The 18,690-nt window shown below is 65.2% G+C and carries 17 protein-coding genes; 13 read left to right on the top strand and 4 right to left on the bottom strand.

Going from position 1 to position 18,690, the window contains the following annotated elements:
* From C662_RS14690 to C662_RS14630, 13 genes are all read left to right on the top strand, one after another.
* The coding region (locus C662_RS14690; RefSeq protein WP_002930674.1) for an NAD(P)(+) transhydrogenase (Re/Si-specific) subunit beta at window positions 1-589 on the top strand (589 nt) is incomplete at its 5' end.
* 107 nt (window positions 590-696) lie between these two features.
* Window positions 697-2,397: an L-lactate permease gene (locus tag C662_RS14685; RefSeq protein WP_002930673.1), complete on the top strand. Its 1,701-nt coding sequence runs from the start codon at window positions 697-699 to the stop codon at window positions 2,395-2,397.
* 143 nt (window positions 2,398-2,540) lie between these two features.
* Window positions 2,541-3,332: a (Fe-S)-binding protein gene (locus C662_RS14680; RefSeq protein ID WP_002930672.1), complete on the top strand. Its 792-nt coding sequence runs from the start codon at window positions 2,541-2,543 to the stop codon at window positions 3,330-3,332.
* Between the two features lie 3 nt (window positions 3,333-3,335).
* On the top strand, window positions 3,336-4,745 hold the full coding sequence (locus tag C662_RS14675; protein ID WP_002930671.1) for a LutB/LldF family L-lactate oxidation iron-sulfur protein: 1,410 nt from the start codon (window positions 3,336-3,338) through the stop codon (window positions 4,743-4,745).
* A complete protein-coding gene (locus tag C662_RS14670) occupies window positions 4,742-5,404 on the top strand; it encodes a LutC/YkgG family protein (protein WP_002930670.1) in 663 nt (220 codons plus the stop codon). Before C662_RS14675 ends, C662_RS14670 begins: the two co-directional genes overlap by 4 nt.
* A gap of 566 nt (window positions 5,405-5,970) precedes the next feature.
* Window positions 5,971-6,525, top strand: coding sequence for an STY4534 family ICE replication protein (locus C662_RS14665; RefSeq protein WP_002930666.1), 555 nt, complete (start codon window positions 5,971-5,973; stop codon window positions 6,523-6,525).
* A gap of 55 nt (window positions 6,526-6,580) precedes the next feature.
* The gene (locus tag C662_RS14660; RefSeq protein WP_002930665.1) at window positions 6,581-7,192 is read left to right on the top strand and encodes a DUF3275 family protein; all 612 of its coding nucleotides are present in this window, start codon (window positions 6,581-6,583) and stop codon (window positions 7,190-7,192) included.
* A 90-nt stretch (window positions 7,193-7,282) separates the two neighbouring features.
* Complete coding sequence (locus tag C662_RS14655) at window positions 7,283-8,110, top strand: DUF932 domain-containing protein (RefSeq protein ID WP_002930663.1); 828 nt, start codon at window positions 7,283-7,285, stop codon at window positions 8,108-8,110.
* A 405-nt stretch (window positions 8,111-8,515) separates the two neighbouring features.
* The gene (locus tag C662_RS14650; RefSeq protein ID WP_232433284.1) at window positions 8,516-8,830 is read left to right on the top strand and encodes an L-histidine N(alpha)-methyltransferase; all 315 of its coding nucleotides are present in this window, start codon (window positions 8,516-8,518) and stop codon (window positions 8,828-8,830) included.
* A complete protein-coding gene (locus C662_RS14645) occupies window positions 8,820-9,101 on the top strand; it encodes a helix-turn-helix domain-containing protein (RefSeq protein WP_002925881.1) in 282 nt (93 codons plus the stop codon). The genes C662_RS14650 and C662_RS14645 overlap by 11 nt, the downstream gene beginning before the upstream one ends.
* Before the next feature lie 534 nt (window positions 9,102-9,635).
* The gene (locus C662_RS14640) at window positions 9,636-10,427 is read left to right on the top strand and encodes a site-specific integrase (RefSeq protein WP_232433283.1); all 792 of its coding nucleotides are present in this window, start codon (window positions 9,636-9,638) and stop codon (window positions 10,425-10,427) included.
* Window positions 10,424-11,398: a tyrosine-type recombinase/integrase gene (locus tag C662_RS14635; protein ID WP_002930643.1), complete on the top strand. Its 975-nt coding sequence runs from the start codon at window positions 10,424-10,426 to the stop codon at window positions 11,396-11,398. Before C662_RS14640 ends, C662_RS14635 begins: the two co-directional genes overlap by 4 nt.
* Window positions 11,388-12,404, top strand: coding sequence for a tyrosine-type recombinase/integrase (locus C662_RS14630; RefSeq protein WP_232433282.1), 1,017 nt, complete (start codon window positions 11,388-11,390; stop codon window positions 12,402-12,404). The genes C662_RS14635 and C662_RS14630 overlap by 11 nt, the downstream gene beginning before the upstream one ends.
* Window positions 12,405-12,614: 210 nt before the next feature.
* On the opposite strand, the gene C662_RS14625 is transcribed toward C662_RS14630, so the two are convergent.
* The 4 genes from C662_RS14625 to C662_RS14610 form a co-directional block, all read right to left on the bottom strand.
* Window positions 12,615-13,160, bottom strand: a complete 546-nt coding sequence (locus C662_RS14625; RefSeq protein WP_269745387.1) for a restriction endonuclease — start codon at window positions 13,158-13,160, stop codon at window positions 12,615-12,617.
* 42 nt (window positions 13,161-13,202) lie between these two features.
* Complete coding sequence (locus C662_RS14620; RefSeq protein ID WP_002930659.1) at window positions 13,203-16,784, bottom strand: bifunctional diguanylate cyclase/phosphodiesterase; 3,582 nt, start codon at window positions 16,782-16,784, stop codon at window positions 13,203-13,205.
* A gap of 132 nt (window positions 16,785-16,916) precedes the next feature.
* A complete protein-coding gene (locus tag C662_RS14615) occupies window positions 16,917-18,236 on the bottom strand; it encodes a ferredoxin reductase family protein (RefSeq protein WP_002930654.1) in 1,320 nt (439 codons plus the stop codon).
* A gap of 71 nt (window positions 18,237-18,307) precedes the next feature.
* Complete coding sequence (locus C662_RS14610) at window positions 18,308-18,610, bottom strand: PepSY domain-containing protein (protein WP_002930653.1); 303 nt, start codon at window positions 18,608-18,610, stop codon at window positions 18,308-18,310.
* Between the last annotated feature and the right edge of the window lie 80 nt (window positions 18,611-18,690).

Below are 18,690 nucleotides of genomic sequence, written 5' to 3'. Positions count from 1 at the left end.
CGGCTTCGGCGCCGGCGGCGGCGCCCCTGCGGCGGCGGCCGACGGCGCCGAGCCGGCAGGCGAGGTCACGCCGATCAGCGCGGTGGATACCGCCGAGCTGCTGCGCGAGGCCAGGAACGTCGTCATCGTGCCGGGCTACGGCATGGCGGTGGCGCAGGCCCAGCACGTGGTGTGCGAGATCGTCAATGTGCTGCGCGGCCAGGGCATCAACGTGCGCTTCGCCATCCACCCGGTGGCCGGTCGCATGCCGGGCCACATGAACGTGCTGCTGGCCGAGGCGAAGGTGCCCTACGACATCGTGCTCGAGATGGACGAGATCAACGAGGACTTCCCGGACACCGACGTCGCGATCGTGATCGGCGCCAACGACATCGTGAACCCGGCTGCCCAGGAAGATCCGGGCAGCCCGATTGCCGGCATGCCGGTGCTCGAAGTCTGGAAGGCCAGGACCTCGATCGTGATGAAGCGAAGCATGGCGTCGGGCTACGCCGGGGTGGACAACCCGCTCTTCTACAAGGAGAACAACCGCATGCTGTTCGGTGACGCCAGGAAGATGCTCGACGAGGTACTGGGCGCGCTGAGCACCTGATCGACGAGCCGTACTGACGCTGGAAGCGACCGGATCGTCGCCCTGCGCACGCCGATCCGGACGACCGATACACAACAACTCAAAGAAATTGCGAAGGGAGACAAATCATGACGCTCGGCCTGCAAGCACTGTTGGCATTCATACCGATAGGCCTCTCCGGCCTCCTCCTCATCGGACTCGGGTGGTCGGCCAAGCGTGCCATGCCCCTGGTCTACTTCGTGACCGCGGCGATCGCGTTGTTCGCCTGGGGTGTCAGCCTCAACCGTATCGCAGCGGCCACACTCGAGGGGCTGATCATCACGGTCCAGGTGCTGTGGATCATCTTCGGCGCGCTGCTGCTGCTGAACACCCTGAAGCACTCGGGCGGCATCGCCAGCATCCGCAGCGGGTTCGCGCGCATCAGTCCTGATCGACGCGTGCAGGTCATCCTCATCGCGTGGTTGTTCGGATCGTTCATCGAGGGTGCGTCCGGCTTCGGAACACCGGCCGCCGTGGCCGGCCCGCTGATGGTGGCGGTCGGCTTTCCGGCGCTCTCGGCGGTGATGTTCGGGATGATCATCCAGTCGACGCCGGTCTCCTTCGGCGCCGTCGGTACGCCATTGATCGTCGGCGTGCAGGGCGGCCTTCAGCGCGATGTGATGACCGCGGCACTGCAGGCGCAGGGGCAGGACTGGACGGCCTTCTTCAGTCTGATCGTCGAGCGCGTCTCCTTGGGCCATGCCATCTGCGGCACGCTGATCCCCGTGTTCTTGGTAATGTTCATGACGCGATTCTTCGGTCGCAACAAGTCGTGGGCCGAGGCCTTGCCGATCGTGCCGTTCGCGCTCTTCTCCGCATTCGCCTTCACCGTCCCGTATGCCCTGGCCGGCCGCTTTCTCGGGCCTGAGTTCCCGTCCTTGCTCGGAGGTCTGCTCGGCCTTACCGTGGTATCCCTCGCGGCGCGGGCCGGGTTCCTGGTGCCGAAGAAGAGTTGGGACTTCGCCGAGCCGAAGGAGTGGCCGGCCGAATGGATGGGCACCTTCGAAATGAAGATCGACCAGAACACGAGGAAAATCCCAACCTTCGTCGCCTGGCTGCCTTACCTGTTGCTTGCCCTGGTGCTGGTGCTCAGCCGCACGGTGGCACCCTTTAAGCAAGCGCTGCTGTCGGTGAGTTGGAGCGTACGCGACATCCTCGGCGAGCCGGGCATCAGCGGCAATTTCCAGCCCCTGTACCTCCCCGGCGGCGTACTGGTCGCCGTGTGCTTGGTGACGATCATTTTGCACAAGATGTACCTCCCTTCCTTCGGGAGGGCGGTCAAGGAATCCTCCACCACGCTGCTGAGCGCCGGCTTCGTACTGGTGTTCACCGTGCCGATGGTCCGCATCATGATCCAGTCCGGCGTGAACGCGAACGAGTTCGCGAGCATGCCGATCTCGATGGCACTCTGGGTGGCATCAGCGGTCGGGGACATCTACCCGATATTCGCCCCGACGGTCGGCGCTCTCGGGGCCTTTCTTGCCGGTTCGAACACTGTGTCGAACCTGATGCTGAGCCAGTACCAGTACAGCGTTGCGCAGGCACTGGGCGTCAGCGGCGCAACAATGGTCGCAGCGCAGTCCATCGGAGCGGCGGCGGGCAACATGATCGCGATCCACAATGTGGTGGCCGCGTCGGCGACCGTGGGGGTCATGGGGCGCGAGGGGCAGATCCTGCGGCGCACCATCATCCCGACGATCTACTACGTGGCTCTTGCCGGAATACTGGCGATGCTGTCTATGCATGTATTGAACTTGGGCGACCCCTTGCTGGGCGTGAAATTGCCGTGAGTAACTGACCGTTGTAAGCACTATTACCCGAACTCGGCAATATTGACCGTAGCTGTGTGATCGCGCTTTGTCGGCAAGAGCCCAGCGCGGGCAGGGCGTCACGACTGCGCTGGGTTCTGATCGAATGTATGGAGCGTACGACTATGACCACTACCCTCAAACAGATAGGTGCCTTCTCGTCGCCACCGCGTGTCGGCCTCTTCGTCACCTGCCTGGTCGATGCGATGCGCCCCAGCGTCGGCTTCGCCGCGCTCAAGCTGCTGCGTGATGCCGGATGCCGTGTCGAGGTGCCGGAAGCGCAGACCTGCTGCGGCCAGCCGGCTTTCAACAGCGGCGACACCGCCGACGCGGCAGTGCTCGCCCGCCATTTCATCGAGACCTTCGAGGGCTACGACTACGTCGTCGCGCCTTCCGGCTCCTGCGTCGGCATGACGCGGGCGCACTACGCCGAGGCCCTGGCGGACGATCCCGCTTGGGCCGAACGCGCACGCCGGCTCGGCGAACGCACATACGAACTCATGAGCTTCCTGGTGGACGTGATGCACTTTGCGCCCGCCGATGTGAAGCTCGACACCAGCTTCACCTACCACGACAGTTGCTCGGGCCTGCGCGAGCTCGGTGTGCACGACCAGCCGCGCGCCCTGCTCGACAAGGTGTCCGGGCTCACGCTGAAGCCGCTGGAAGGCAACGACGTGTGCTGCGGTTTCGGCGGCACCTTCTGCGTCAAGTATCCGGCGATCTCGAACGCGGTCGTCGGCGAGAAGGCCGACGCCATCGAGCGCAGCGGCGCGAGCCTGCTGCTCGGTGGCGACCTCGGCTGCCTGATGAACATGGCCGGCAAGCTCAAGCGCAAGGGCTCGAACGTGCGCAGCTTCCACGCCGCCGAGGTGCTGGCCGGCATGGCCGGCGGTCCGGCCATCGGCGAGGAGCGCTGAGCCATGCAGGAAGCAACCCTCTCTTTCAAGGTGCGCGCCAAGGAAGCACTGGCCGACCCGACGCTGAAGATCGCGATCGATCGCACCACCGGCACGGCCGAGCGCAAGCGCGCGGTGGCGATGACGCAGTTCCCGCAGTTTGAAGCGGCCCGCGAGCGCGGCAAGCGCATCAAGGACCACGTCATCGCGAACCTCGACCATTATCTGCTCGAGTTCGAGCGCAACGCGATCGCCTCGGGGGCCAAGGTGCACTGGGCGAGGACGGCCGAAGAGGCCTCGCAGATCGTCGTGCGTCTTTGCAAGGAAGCCGGCGCCAAACGCGTCACCCGCGTCAAGTCGATGCTCGGCGAGGAGATCGGCCTGCCCCATGCGCTCGACGAAGCCGGCATCGAGCGCGTCGAGACCGACCTCGCCGAACACATCGTGCAGCTCGGCGGCGACCGCCCCTCGCACATCGTGTGGCCGTCGATGCACCGTACGCGCGAGCAGGTGTCGGAGATGTTCAAGCGCCTGCACCGCGCACCGCACCAGGAAGAGACCATCGAGGCGATGGTTGACAGCGCGCGCCGCGAGCTGCGCGACAAGTTCCTGACCGCCGACGTGTCGATCTCGGGCGCGAACTTCCTCCTCGCCGACACCGGCGCCACGTGCACGGTGACCAACGAGGGCAACGCCGAACTCACCACCACCCCGCCGAGGGTGCACATCGTCACCGCCGGCATCGAGAAGCTCGTCCCCAGCATGGGCCACGCGATCGCCATGCTGCGCCTACTGGTGCGTTCGGCGACCGGGGCGGACGTCACCCAATACACCACCTTCCACTGCGGACCGAAGCAGACCGGTGATCGCGACGGGCCGGAAGAATTCCACATCGTGCTGGTCGACAACGGCCGCACCCGCATGCTGCGCGAGGGCATGAAGGACATGCTGCGCTGCATCCGCTGCGGTGCCTGCATGAACCACTGCGTGGTGTTCCGCCAGTTGGGCGGCCACGTCTATGGCGGCACCTACCCCGGCCCGATGGGCGCGGTGCTGACACCGGTTTTCGATGGCCTCGAGTCGTCGCGCGACCTCCCGCACGCATGCACGATGAACGGCAAGTGCCAGGAAGTCTGCCCGGTGGCCATCCCGCTGCCGACCCTGCTGCGCGGCTGGCGCGACCGCTCCTGGCGCGAGGGCCTGGAGCCGGCCACGGTCCGTTTTGGCCTGGGCATCCACACCTTCGTCGCATCACGCCCGCGGCTGTACCGGCTCGGCACGGCGATCGCGATCCGGGTGATGCGCCTGTTCAGTCGCGGCGGCCTCGTGAAGGGAATGCCCGGCCTGGGCGCGTGGACCGCCTACCGCGAGTTCCCCGCGCCGGCGAAGCGCACCTTCATGGAGATGTACAAGGACCAGGAGAAAGGCCAATGAGCGCACGCGAAACCATCCTCAACGCCGTGCGCAGCGGCCTCGGCAACACAGCGGTCGATCCGGCGGCGGTACGTCGCGACGCGGATGCGCTGCTGCAGGATCTGCCGTCCATTCGCCCGGCGCTGCTGGCCGACGGGCTGGTGGACGCCTTCATCGCCCGCGTCACCAGCCCCAAGGTGGCCGCAACCGCCGAGCGCATCGCCAGCGCGAGCGAGCTGCCGGCGGCGGTCGGACGCTACCTCGAGGCGTTTGGACTGCCCGCGGTGGTGGCACTGCAGCCCGCGGCGCCGCTGCAGGACCTGGACTGGTCAGGGTTCGAGCTCCACGACAAGGTGGCGCCAGACGAGATGATCGCGATCGGCGTCGCGCGCTGGGGGATCGCCGAGACCGGCTCGCTGGTGTTTCACTCGGGCGCCGATACGCCGATCCTCGCCAACTTCCTGCCGCTGCATCACCTCGTCATGGTACGGGCGGACACGATCCTCCCCTTCCTCGACGACTACGCCGCGGCCACCGCCGGCCAGCGCCCGCCGCGCAACGTCAACATCGTCACGGGGGCCAGCGGCACCACGGACATCGAGGGCAGCCTCGTGCTGGGGGCGCATGGCCCGCGTTTCCTGCACGTGGTGATCGTCGGAACGCCCGACAGCAGGGAATAAGTGAAGGCGTCGCACCAAGTCAGCTCTGTGCTGGTGCGGCATCAAGACGTCTCCACCCCAGTTTCATCGGCTCCCTCCTCCGGCCGGTGAAAACGAGGCGGCGCCGATGGGCTCCCCCCCCATGCAACAGGCGCCGCCTCACCTCTCCCCCGACAAATCCGATTGAAGGCGTAGCGATCGATCAAGACCGGAGCCGTCCCGTGTGTTTGCATCCGCAAGATGCGGGCGCGCCGCCAACCTTTCCTTTTCCCGAAGAGCGATGGGGGGACGAATCGGGTCAAACCTCGATGCTGATTTCCTCTCGCCCGTCACGCCGAGGAATGGCAGGTTGATGCCATGTTCTGCTGACTCCCCTCAGCAACATGCCCAGGTAGCCATGATCCCCGAGGCTAAGGCGCGGTTCCGGCCGCGTTGATCACACCAGTTCGCACCGACATCCATGTGCGAACGGCCATCGCCTGTCGATGGCGATGTCACCAAGCTGTTCCATCAACCCACGCGGGGTTCCACACCTCCCGCGCCTGGGTCCGGTGTGTCTCCGCCTCATTGTTCTCAGGAGATTCACCATGACCACTTCCAACGAAAAGTCCTACTTCGATCTGCACATCACCGGCCTCGGGTATCTCAATCGCATCCGCGAAGTGAAGCCCAAGAAAGGCGATTCCTTCCTGGCCTGCGACATTGCAGCGCTCAATGGTCCCAGCGACGACGTCTCATATGTGCGTTTCGACGCGCGTGTATCTGGATCGGAAGCGCAGCACCTGGTGCGCCGTTGCATCCAGGCAGTCGATGCCGAGAAGAAGGTGATGATCGGGTTCCGCCTCGGCGACCTGTGGACCGATACCTTCACCTACTCCAAGGGCAAGCGTGCTGGCGAGCAGGGGGTGAGCCTCAAGGCCCGCCTGCTGTTCGTCAGTTGGATCAAGGTCGACGGCAAGCTCGTCTACAAGGCCGAACCCAAGCCGACCGAGACCGACGAGCGGGACCTGGAGGAAAGTCTGACATCCGACGTAGCCGCCTCGCAGCAAGGCGCGGCTCCGGCGTCATCCGAGCCTGTCACCGAAGCTGCCGACGGCAACGCTGCCGACGCTCCTGCATGGGTCGTTGCCGAGTCGTTCTGATCCGCAAGGCACCATCCGCGGGGCCTCGTCCTCTCTTCGTCAGCAGGAGACCTTCATGATCACCATCCCTGGCCAACTGGCCATCAAGACCATCCACGGCCGCAACGGCGACTTCAACGTCGGCCGCCTGGCGACTTCGATCGGCGAGTTCGTCGTGAAGAACGCCGAACTCGATCAGTACCGCGAGGGCAAGTACGACGGTGATTTCGTCATCGTCGAGATTCGCCCCTCAACGTACAACGCCAACGGTCGCATGGTCATCGAGATCCGCGCCCACCTGAGCGGGATGACGCTGTCCAACATCGACGCCCTGAGCTGCGACGAAGCTCGCCAGCTGAGTCCGCAGGAAGTCGATCCGATCGACGAGGAAGCGCCGCCGCCCGCGCCGACCTCGCCTCCGGCCAAGGCGAAGGCGAAGCAGCGAAGCGCGCGCGATCCTCTGGTTGATACCACGCCGTTCGGCAACGAACCGGCCGTCGCATCCCCCGAAGCATCTGTCGAGGTGGATGACATGGTGCTGTTCAGTGCGCTCTGGCCGCTGGGCAAGATCGTCAAGCTCGATGCCACCGTGGATCGCCGCGTCCTGCGTCAGCAACGCGACCGTCTCGGTGCGTTGGGCTACGAGTTCGCTCCGCTGTCCCAGGACTGGCATCTCGCCAAGGCCTGATCCCAACCGTCGCGTGAGCGGCGCTACACCACCCGCCGGGGTTCTTCCCCGGTGGGGCGGGACTCCGGTCTCTCATCCAAGGAGATCGCCATGCAACTCGCGTCCCGCTTTTCTCATCGCTCCCCGGTGCTGCGGTCGAATCATCCGTTGTCGGATGATCAGATTCGTGCCGTCGCGCCCTCCATCTTCGCGGACACCCCGCACGAAAGTCGCTCCGAGCGGTACAGCTACATCCCGACGGCGACTGTGCTGACCGAACTGCGCAAGGAAGGCTTCCAGCCGTTCATGGTGTGCCAGACCCACGTGCGCAACGAGGATCGCCGCGACTACACCAAGCACATGCTGCGCCTTCGCCATGCGAGCCAGATCAACGGCGACGAGGCGAACGAAGTCGTCCTGATCAACTCGCACGATGGCACGAGCAGCTACCAGATGCTGGCAGGCATGTTCCGCTTCGTCTGCCAGAACGGCTTGGTGTGCGGCGACACGTTCGCCGACGTGCGCGTGCATCACAAGGGCAACGTCATCGATCACGTGATCGAAGGGGCCTACGAAGTGCTACGTGGCTTCGAGCTGGTGCAGGACTCACGTGACGGCATGCGTGCCATCGCGCTCGATGACGGCGAGGCCGAAGTCTTCGCCAGATCGGCCCTGGTTCTCAAGTACGACGAACCCGGCAAAACCCTGCCGATTACCGAAAGCCAGATCCTGCGCCCCCGTCGTTTCGACGACAACCGTAAGGACCTTTGGTCTACGTTCAACCGGGTGCAGGAAAATCTCATCAAAGGAGGCCTGGCCGGCCGCAGCGGCAATGGGCGACAACAGCGCACACGGCCTGTCCAGGGCATTGACCAGAATGTCCGGCTCAACCGGGCACTCTGGCTGCTTGCGGAGGGTCTGCGCAAGCTGAAAGCCTGACGTCCGAGCGGATCGTGTCCATCGCGGCATGGTCCGCTTTTTCTTTGCCGATCTGCGAGGTGGGCTTACGGCTTCGACCTTGGCGTGCCAGATGACGTCTGCAAAGTCGCGGTCTACTCACCGATCGTCAAGCTGCCAGCCGCTTCCTTTCCGACTGACAGCCTCGTGCTCGGCCCGACCCGACACCCACCGTCTCTCTCGATCGACGATCAACGGCCGCTATCGGAACGCGTTTCCCAATAGCGGCATGCGGCCATCACGAGACGTAGCGACTGGGAAATTTCCGCCAACGCGAACGACGGATAGCCGATCAGGGACTTGCCGTCTGCTTGTTATCGGCCTCGGTCAAAAACTGTGTCTGCGCCGCTGCTTGCGAACTATACGTCAATGACGTATAGTTCGCATATGAGAACAGTTGCTGAAACCGCTATCTTCCAGCGCTATGCCAGTGAAATCTGGTCGGAGGCCGAGCGCGCTGAGTTCATCAACTGGATTGCAGCCAATCCAGAAGCCGGTGACGTCATCCGGGGAAGTGGCGGCTGCCGCAAGGTCCGTTGGACATCTGCGGGACAAGGAAAACGCGGTGGCGCCAGGGTCATTTACTTCAACGCGAACACCGAAACCATTTGGCTCTTGATCGCCTACAAGAAAGCCAAGTTCGACAATCTCCCCACGTCCTTCTTGGCGGAGTTAAAGCAAGGAGTCGAAGATGCCCTCTGAAATCGAAAAGTTCCAGCAGGATTTGCTTGAGTCCGTCAAGCAAATGAGGCGTGGCGAGGCCGTACGCACCACGCGTGTCGAGTTGTCCGAAGCAGCTGAGGCTCGTGCAAAGATGGGCTTGTCTCAGCAAGCTTTTGCGGATCTGCTCGGAGTGTCAGCCAGAACGCTGCAGGAGTGGGAGCAGGGGCGTCGCTCGCCTACGGGTGCGGCCAAGACGTTGCTCCGTGTTGCCGTTTCTCACCCTGAAGTCTTGCAAGAGTTACGTATGTAAATAAATTCACATCGGGTATTTTCAAAGAGCCGCACGGACGGCAGCTTGGTGACCGGCATGTTGCCGTTTAGCTTGATAACGTCATCAGGCGGCTCAGGGTCGATACTTCCAGTTCGCCGGACGGAGAAGCCGCCGTTCACCGTCGCCCGACGCGCGAACGGCAGGTGACCAACCCATTGCTGCCTGACTGTGCCATCAAGCCACCGGCAGCTGAGGCCGATTATGTAGATGCCTCGATTATGTTAAGCGTCCGGGATAGCAGGCCGTAGATCCCAGTGTGCTCGAGCTTTTGCTTGCCGGGGTAGGAGTCTGAGCTCGACATAATTCCAGCGCTCTCCTGAAGTGGAGTTTCCACTCCAGGAGACGCTCATGAACCCATCCGCCCAATCCCGGCGCGCGCAACCTACGCGCCCAAGCGCAGCCCCCTCCGACGCCATCGCCGACGAACTGCGGCGGTACGACGACCACCTGCATGACGTCCGTGGCCTTGCGGCATGCACACGTCGCAACCATTGCCGCATCGTCGGTCTGTTGTTGCAGAAGAAGTTTGCCGGCGGCGTCATCGACATGGCCAGGCTGCATGCAGCCGATGTTCGGCGCTTCATCGCCGGGCAACTGGGGGACGGCCCCTCGCATTCTGCCGCTTCGCAAGTCGCAACCGCCTTGCGAAGTTACCTCCGCTACCGGACGATCTGCGGCGACTCGGTTGCCGGTCTGAGCGCAGTCATCTCCTCACCGGTGCAGTGGAACCTTGCAGTGCTGCCCCGCGCCCTCAAGCCGGACGAAGTTCAACGGCTGCTCGCCGCACTCCCTTATGGACGCAAGCCCAGGCGAGGTTATGCCATCGTCCGCTGCGCACTGGACATGGGGCTGCGCGCGGGCGAGATCGCGAACCTGTCGATCGACGACATCGACTGGCGAGAAGGCACGGTCACGCTGAAGGGGACGAAGTCGCGACGGCGGGACGTCCTGCCGCTGCCGATGACCACCGGGCAAGCCTTGGCGGACTATTTGCAGCATGAGCGCCCGGCAGCCCCAAGCCGGGCAATCTTCCTTTGCCGCCGCGACTCGCGTGACGTTCCAGTCACAACCTATGCGATTCAGAACGTGATCCGCCGGGCGTGCCAACGGGCCGGCTTGCCTGGTACAGGATCGCACGTCCTGCGGCATACGCTGGCGTGTCGCCTCGTCGAGAACGGCGGCTCACTCAAGGAAGTTGCTGATGTCTTGCGGCACCGGTCTCTGGAAACCTCCCGGATCTACGCGAAGCTCGACACGCCAAATCTCGCCGACGTTGCGCTGCCCTGGCCGGGGAGTGAATCATGAGCCGACGCCGAAGCCTGCAGGCCAGAATCGACGACTATCTGGCCGAGCGCCGTCGTCAGGGTTTCCGTCTGCGCTCCGGTGACGCCTTCCTCTCCAGGTTTGCCCGCTTCGTGGCGGCCAAACGCCATCGTGGTCCGCTGACGGCCGAGCTCATGGCCGAATGGGTGCGTACCGCCAAGGATGGCAATGGCGATGCAGGCACCTGGGCGCGCAGTTGGGGACGACTGCGGCACTTCATCTGTTACCTGCAGCAGTTCGAGCCGGATACCGAGTTGCCCGAGGCATCGCTCTTCGGCCCGGAACCCGGCCGCGTTGCACCCCACATCTACCATGACGACGAGATCGTCGAGTTGCTCGCGGCAGCACGCACACTCGGCCCCACTGGCAGCATTCGGCCCTTCACCTACGAAACCCTGTTCGGTCTGATGGCTTCGACCGGACTGCGCGTTTCCGAAGCCATTCACCTGCGCGATGCGGATGTCGACCTCAAGCGCGGGATGCTGACGATCCGGCAGACCAAGTTCGCCAAGTCTCGGCAACTGCCGATCCATCCGAGCACGGTCAAGGCACTGGGCTGCTACCGAAGGCAGCGCGAGAGGCATCTTCCGACGACAGCGGGCATGCCGTTTCTGATCAGCAGTCGTGGCCGCCGACTGGGGCTGCCGCTCAGCGATCGACAGGTACACCGCGTCTTTACCGGCCTGCGCGAGCGCCTCGGATGGATCAATCGCGGCGGACACGAGGCGCCCCGCTTGCACGACTTGCGCCACACCTTTGCTGTCCGGCGGTTGATGCGCTGGTACGCCGACGGTGCCGAGATCGACCAGAAGATGCTGGCCCTGGCGACCTACATGGGCCATGCCGAGATCTTCTACACGTACTGGTACCTCACCGGCGTTCCGGAGTTGATGGCCATCACAGCCAGGCGGTTCGAGCAGTTCGCCGACCTCGCGGGAGACGATGATGCGTAGGCAAGCCAAACCACCGCCATCGTTTCCCGCGCTCGTACAAGCCTTCTTCGTCGAACACCTGACACAACAACGCGCCCTCAGTCCGCGCACCGTGGCCGCTTACCGGGATGCCTTCATGCTCTTCCTGGGGTTTGCCGAGGCGCGCCTCGGCCGGTCGCCTGCGCTACTCACACTGCCCGACATCACGCCGGATCTGATAATGGCCTTTCTCGACCATCTGGAACGCGATCGGCACAACAGCGTGCGTAGCCGCAATGCCCGCCTCGCGGCGCTGCGTTCGTTCCTGAAGTTTGCGGCGCACCGCGACGTGTCATCGCTGCAGGTGATTGAACATGCGCTCGGTGTTCCGGCAAAACGCTTCGAACGCCCGATGCTCGGCTATCTGTCCCGGGAAGAGATGCTGGCGGTGATCGGAGCGCCAGATGGGACGTGGTTCAGCCAACGGGATCATGTGTTGCTACTGATGCTCTACAACACCGGTGCGCGGGTTTCAGAGATCGTCGCCGTGAAGGTCGGCGATGTCGTACTCGACGATGCTGCCGCTTGTGTTCATCTACATGGCAAGGGGCGCAAGCAGCGCAGCGTGCCGCTGTGGCGCTCAACCATCAGGGCGATCAGGGCTTGGCTTCGGCGCAATCCGCAGTTCGATTCGAACTCGCCGTTGCTACCCAATCGCGAAGGCCAAGCGATGTCGCGATGGAACGTGATGCAGCGACTGGAGCGCGCCGTCCAGGTGGCCGCGAAATCGTGCCCCGACTTGGCGACACGTCACATCTCGCCTCACATGATTCGCCACACGACGGCAATGCACCTGCTGCAGGCCGGCGTCGACATCAGCGTCATTGCGCTTTGGCTCGGCCATGAGAGCCCGGCAACGACGCACCAGTACGTCGAAGCTGATCTGGCGATGAAGGAGCGGGCGCTGGCCCGGCTTCACGAGCCAGAGGCCAAACTCAGGCGCTATCGGGCACCCGACTCGCTGATCGACTTCCTGCGAACGCTCTGATTATGTGGAGATCAAAAACGGCGCCTGCAGCCCCAGCCGGGCGGTTGGCGCACGACGCCCATGCTGGCTCAACATAATCGAGGCATCTACATAATCGGCCTTATGTGGAGCTCCACATAAGGCCGACATCCCGCCGTACCCCGTCCAGCCGTACCGGCACGGCCCTTCTCCGTGCATTGCCAAGGCTGGTGCCCGTGTGGCGTCCGGCGGTCAGGGTGTGGCGCTGCGCATCTGCAGCGTTGCTCGGCAGCGTGGGAAGTGGGTGCAGCCCCAGAAGCGCCCGCGCTTGCTGTCGCGCGCCGCCATCTTCACGCCGCAGGAAGGGCAGGTGGGTGTTGTCCAGTCGCCCTCGGTCGCAAAGTCGAGAAGCTGCTGGCGCAGGGGTTCGGGCAGGCGCTCGAGCATGGCGAGGAAGAGCTTGCCGTCGAGCAGGGTGATCCGGTTTTCGGCGGCGAAGGCGCGGGCCTCGTCGGTGAAGCCGTTCGGGGCCATGAAGAAGGCCTTGTCGACGCGCTCGTGGGCCATGACCCCGCGCAGTTCGCGCACTGGTTTTACGCCCACTGCCTGGTTCCAGGCCTTGTACTGCACGACGGCTGTGCAGCGCTCAGGGGCGGTGTCGTCCTGGAACAGACGGATATCCACGCCGCCGTCGGCAGTCGGACGTGGTAGCGATCTCGAACAGGCCCGGATCGCGGCGGGATCTGCGGTAACGGCGGGACATGGGCCGATTATGCGTCCACCGAACCCATGCGGCATGGCTGATGCGATGACGTCCGAGAACTATGTCGCGCTCGCAGCTCAGCCCAACAGGTTCAGTTGCTCAACCAGACGGTCGTGCAAGGCGTTCAACTCGCCGATGCGTGCGCGCACCTCGTCGGTGCGGCCCTCGCGCTTCAAGGCGACCAGTGCTGCAGCCAGGCGGTGGATGTCGCGTTGCAGGGCATCCACCGCCTGGCTGGCATCTTTCGTACCCGGCGTGGCCGCGGTGGCCTTGTCGGGCAGGTGGCCGAAGCGGTACTGCTGGGTGTCTGGCGGTGCGGGGCGGTCGCCGTCGCCCGACAGGTAATCGACGAGCGCGGCCATCCATGCGCGCTGCTCCACGGCGGCGAAGAGTACCGGCAGGCGATCCTGGCTGATGGGGGCGGCGGCTTGCCAGCTGGGCGGGGTTTTCCAGGAGCCCACCCAGCGCTTGAGGTCCTGCGCAGGCATCGGACGGGCGATCGCGTAGCCCTGGCCCCATTCGCAGCCCATGCGCAGCAGCATTTCGCCGTGTGGCAGCGTCTCCACGCCTTCGGCGATGGTCTGGCGGCGGAACGCCCTCGCCAGGCCGAGCACGCCTTCGAGAATGGCCAGGTCTTCCGGGTCGTTGAGCATGTCGCGCACGAAGCTCCGGTCGATCTTGAGCAGGCCGGCGGGCAGTTGCTTCAGGTAGCTCAGCGACGAGTAGCCGGTGCCGAAGTCGTCCAGGGCGAAGCCGATGCCCATCTGCTGGCAGGCCTCCATCACCTGCGATACCACGGCGATGTCTTCCAGCGCGCTGGCTTCCAGGATCTCCAGTTCCAGCTCGCCGGGCTGCACGCCGGGGTGGCGGGCCATCAGCGCGTGCAGGCGAGAGACGAAGTCGGCTTGCTGCAGCTGCAGGGCGCCGACATTGACGCTGACCGGGACGGACAGCCCGTCCGTGCGCCAGGCTTCGATCTGCTGCAACGCGGTGTCGATCACCCATTCGCCCACGTCGATGGCAAGCGGATGGCCCTCGATGACGGGCAGGAACGCGGCCGGTGGCAGCAGGCCGCGCTGCGGGTGCTGCCAGCGGATCAGGGCTTCGGCCCCGACCAGCGCGCCCGTGCGCATGTTGACCTTGGGCTGGTAGTGGAGGACGAACTGCCGCTGCGCCAGCGCTTGGCGGATGTGCTCCAGGCTCTCGTGCAGGCCCCGTACGTTGCGGTCCTGTTCGGCGTCGAAGATGTGGTAGCGGTTCTTGCCCGCCTGCTTGGCCTGGTACATCGCCTGGTCGGCCTGGCGCAGCAGCTGGTCGGCGTCGATCTCCTCGCTTTGCGGGAAGAAGGTCACGCCCAGGCTGGCGGAGACGTGCAGCATGGTGTCGCCGTGGGCCACCGGCTGGGCGGCGGCGTCGAGCAGCCGGGTGAGCATCGGCACGCTGGCCTCGTGGTCGGGCAGGTCGACGAAGACGGCGACGAACTCGTCGCCGCCGATGCGCGACAGCGTGTCGCCGTTGCGCAGCACCTGTGCCAGGCGCTTTGCCAGGGTTGCGAGCAGGTGGTCGCCGACTTCATGGCCATGGTTGTCGTTGATCGACTTGAACCCGTCCAAGTCCAGATAGGCGACGGCCACGCGCTTATTGCGCCGCGGGGCCTGGTTCATGGCCTGCCTCAGGCGGTCGGCCAGCAACAGCCGGTTGGGCAGGCCGGTGAGCCCGTCGTAGTGTGCGATGTGCTCGAGCTCGTTCTGGTATTCCTTGAGTGCGGTGATGTCGGACAGCAGCGAGATGAAGTGCTTGATCTCGCCACGCTCGTCGCGCACGGCACTGATGGTCAGCATCTCGGCATACACCCGGCCATCCTTGCGCCGGTTCCAGACCTCGCCCGACCAGCAGCCCTTGGTGTTCAGCTCCTGCCACATGGCGGCGTAGAAGGCCTGGTCCTGCTTGCCCGAGCTGAGGATGCGCGGGTTCTGGCCGAGCACGTCCTCGCGCTGGTAGCCGGTGATGTCGGTAAAGGCGGGGTTGACCTCGAGGATGTTGGCATCGCGGTCGGTGATCACGATGCCTTCGCGGGCGTGCGTGAAGACGTTGGCCGCGAGGCGCATCGATTCCTCGGCCTTGCGGCGTTCGGTGATGTCGCGCACATGGGCTTGCAGCATCGTATGGCCGCCCAGCTCGAAGTGCGACAGCAGCACCGAGGTGAGGAAGGTTTCTCCGTTCAGGCGCCGGTGCTCCCACTCGAACAGGAGCGAGCCCTCGGCCAGGGCGGTCTCCATCATCTCCCTGGCCTTGGCGGCTGACGGGCTGCCGTCCGGCTGCAGTGCGGGCGAGTAGTCCCAGGGTGTCCGCGAGATGAAGTCCGCCTCGTCATCGGCGCCGAACAGCGTGATTGCCGCGCGATTGCAGGTGGCGAACCGCCATGACGGGGGCGCCAGCGTCATGATGGCGTCGCGCGAGGTCTCGAACAGCACGCGGTGCTTCTCTTCGCTTGCCCGCAGCGCAGCCTCCACCCGCATGCGTTCGACGATGTCCTGCTTGAGCGCCTCTTCATTGCGCCTGACCGACTCGATCAGGCGGTTGAAGCTGACGATGAGCTGGCCGACCTCGTCGTCGTGGAGCACGGCCAAGGGCTGCAGCGCTGCGCCCTGGGGCTGGGCCATGCCGGACAAGGCCTGCGTTGCCGACACCATGGGTGCGAACTGGCGCCGCAACATGTGGCGCACGAGCAGCCACGCCACGAGGCCGGCGAGCACGCTGAACAGCGCGGCAACACCCATCACGCGCCGCTGCGTGGCGTGGATGGGCGCGAGGGCTTCGGCAGTGGGCAGGGTGCCGACGAGAAACCAGTCGGCAGCAGGGATCCGCTTGGCTGCCGCGATCTCCTCCACGCCACGCGAGCTGACTGCAACGCCATAGCCCTCATAGCCGGCAACGAAGCGGTCGTGGTTCCGATTGACACCAAGTGGCGGCATCGGCGACATGGTCCGCGACTTGTCGGTGCCGGTGACGATCAGGCCGTGCTGGGGCGCGATGAGCAGGTAGCCGCCGCTCTGGCCGAGGCGGCTGTTGGTCATGCTGTCGAAGAAGCTCGGCTCGCCGAGGTTGATGGCGCCGACCACGGCGCCGACGATTGCGCCCGTACCGTCCCGAATCGGGGCTGCCAGCCCCAGGACCGGCGCGTTCAATACTCTGCCGAGGATGGGGCGCCCGATGCTGGTCCTGCCGTCGCGCAAGGCGGTGACCATGTAGTCGCGGTCGGCGTAGTTGGCGCCGATGCGCTCGGGTGAGTAAGGCATGCTGGCGACCGTATCGGCCGCCGCATCGTTGACGCGTATCCCGCCGTTGAACAGGGCGAGCAGGTCGGTGCGCGTGGCGATGTATTTCTGCAGCCCGGCCGCATCGCTCATGAGCGCCACCGGGACCTCGCCCGCGAAGCGGTCCAGCGCCTGCAGGCGTGTCCTGAGCTCATTGTCGAGCTGGCCGGCGACCGTGGAGACGGCCGAGAACTGCTGCGTGCCGAGCAGCTCAAGCATGTCGCGCTGCAGGCGTTGCGTGGCGTAAAAGGCGATCGACCACACGCCGACCAGGAAGACCGCCAGCGTCAGCAACGAAATGCGGCTTTTCAGCGAGAGCTGAAAAAGCTTGCCGAGCGGCATGGGATCAGTCCTGACATGAAGCACGCCACATTGTCCGTGGTCCGGGGAGGTGTGGCGCAAGCTTACCCGATGTGTAAACCCGGATATCAGGTCAGGAGATGAAGGCGTGCACTTTGCCGCGCCTGGCTGCCTTTACCGCATCTCGAACGCCTCGCGGCGGAAGCGCAGCCGTCGTCCCCACAGCCGTGCGAGCCCGGCCTTGAGCTGGTCGCCGAAGCCGCGCGGACCGCAGAACCAGACTTCCGCGCGCTGGCCGGTGGTGGCCGTAGCGGCGAGGCGTTCGGGCGTCAGGTCGTCGCCGGCGGCGCGGTCGTGGATGTGCAGGCGCACGCTCGGCAACTCGGCGCACAGGCTGCGCAGGCGTTCCACGAAGGGGTCTTGCGCGGCACTGCGGGTGCTGTAGTGCAGCTCCACCGGCGGGGCAGCGGCGGGGGCGGCGCGCAACGCATCGAGCCAGGCCAGGAAGGGGGTGACGCCGATGCCGCCCGCGATCCAGATCTGGCGCGCAGTGTGGTCCTGGCGGCCGAGCACGAAGCGGCCATAGGGGCCTTCCACCGTGACTGCCTGGCCGACAGCTACGCGGCTGGCGAGCTGGCGGGTGTAGTCGCCCAGGGCCTTGATCTGGAAAGTGAGGCTGCGGTTGCCGTGGTCGGCGCTGGCGATGGTGAAAGGATGTGCCCCTTCGAAGCGTTCGAAGCCGATGAAGGCGAACTGCCCGGCCTGGTGTCCTGGCCAGGCATCGTCCAGCCGACAGACGATCTCGGTGACGTCGGGGGCGGGCGAGGACACCGCAGTGACCACGCCCTGCACCTTGCGATGGCGGCCGATCCGACCCGTCAGCGCGATCAGCGAGGCCACCGTTCCGCCGGCCAGCAGGAGCGCGAGCAGTACGCCAACCGGCTGCGTCCAGTAGGAGGGTGGGGCCAGCACTGCGGCATGGAAGGCGAGCAGCAGGTAGAACACCGGCATCGCACGGTGCAGGTGGCGCCAGAACTTGTAGGGGAAGCGCTTCCACAGGCTGAGCACGACCATCGCCAGCACCAGGTAGATGGCGAATTCGCCGGCTTCCTCGCCGGCGTCACGAAGCAGCTCGTAGAGGCCGCCGAACTCGTCGTGCGCCGGCCGCCCGGTGCGGCCGTAGATCGACTTGATGACGTCGTCCGACATTTCGACCAACCAGTGCAGCGCGGCGAACACCGCGGCGAGGATGCCGGCCCATTTGTGCAGGCGGAAGATGCGGTCCATGCCGCCGAGCGGGCGTTCGAGCATGGCCGGGCGGGTGGCGAGCACCATCGCCAGTGACATCAGGCCGATGGCGAGCAGGCCGCTGAGGTAGAGGCCTTGTTCGCGGACGAGCCAATGCAGGGAGGCGGTGCCGCCGTCGAGGGCGGCGACGTTGAGGCCCCATGCGAGGGCGAGGATGCCAATGAAGGCGGATAGGACGGGGATCATGGCGGGGCCTTCCAGGTGGCGGGAACCGGGAAAGGGGCGTTGGCCGCGCCGTCACCCCCTCGGGTAAGCGCTTACTTGTTGCGCTTGACCTCGGTCTTGAGGATTTCGCCGGTCACCGGATCGACATCCAGTTCGACGCGCTGGCCCTGGGGGTCGGTGGCCTTGACCTCGTACTTGTTCTTCTCGCGCTCGACCTCGCGGAAGTCGCTGTAGCCGGCGGCTTCGAGCTTGCTCAGTACATCCTGCACGCTGAGCCAGTTGGGCTGGGCAGCGGCTGGGGCCGAGCTCTGGGCGAACGCCGGGGCGATGGCGGCGCCCGCGCCGATGAGTCCGCCGCTGAGGGCGAGGGTGGCGATGAGGGTGGTGGCACGCATGATTGCATCTCCTTGCTTGGGTTGGCGGTCTCGTTTCGACCGTGATGCCATGGTGCGCGCCATGGGCTGAATCGATGCTG

The sequence above is a fragment of the Thauera sp. 28 genome (genome assembly GCF_000310145.2).
GTDB classification, from domain to species: Bacteria; Pseudomonadota; Gammaproteobacteria; order Burkholderiales; family Rhodocyclaceae; genus Thauera; species Thauera mechernichensis.
The sequence above is the reverse complement of the archived record's forward strand: the minus strand, read 5'-3'. Positions and strand labels throughout refer to the sequence as shown.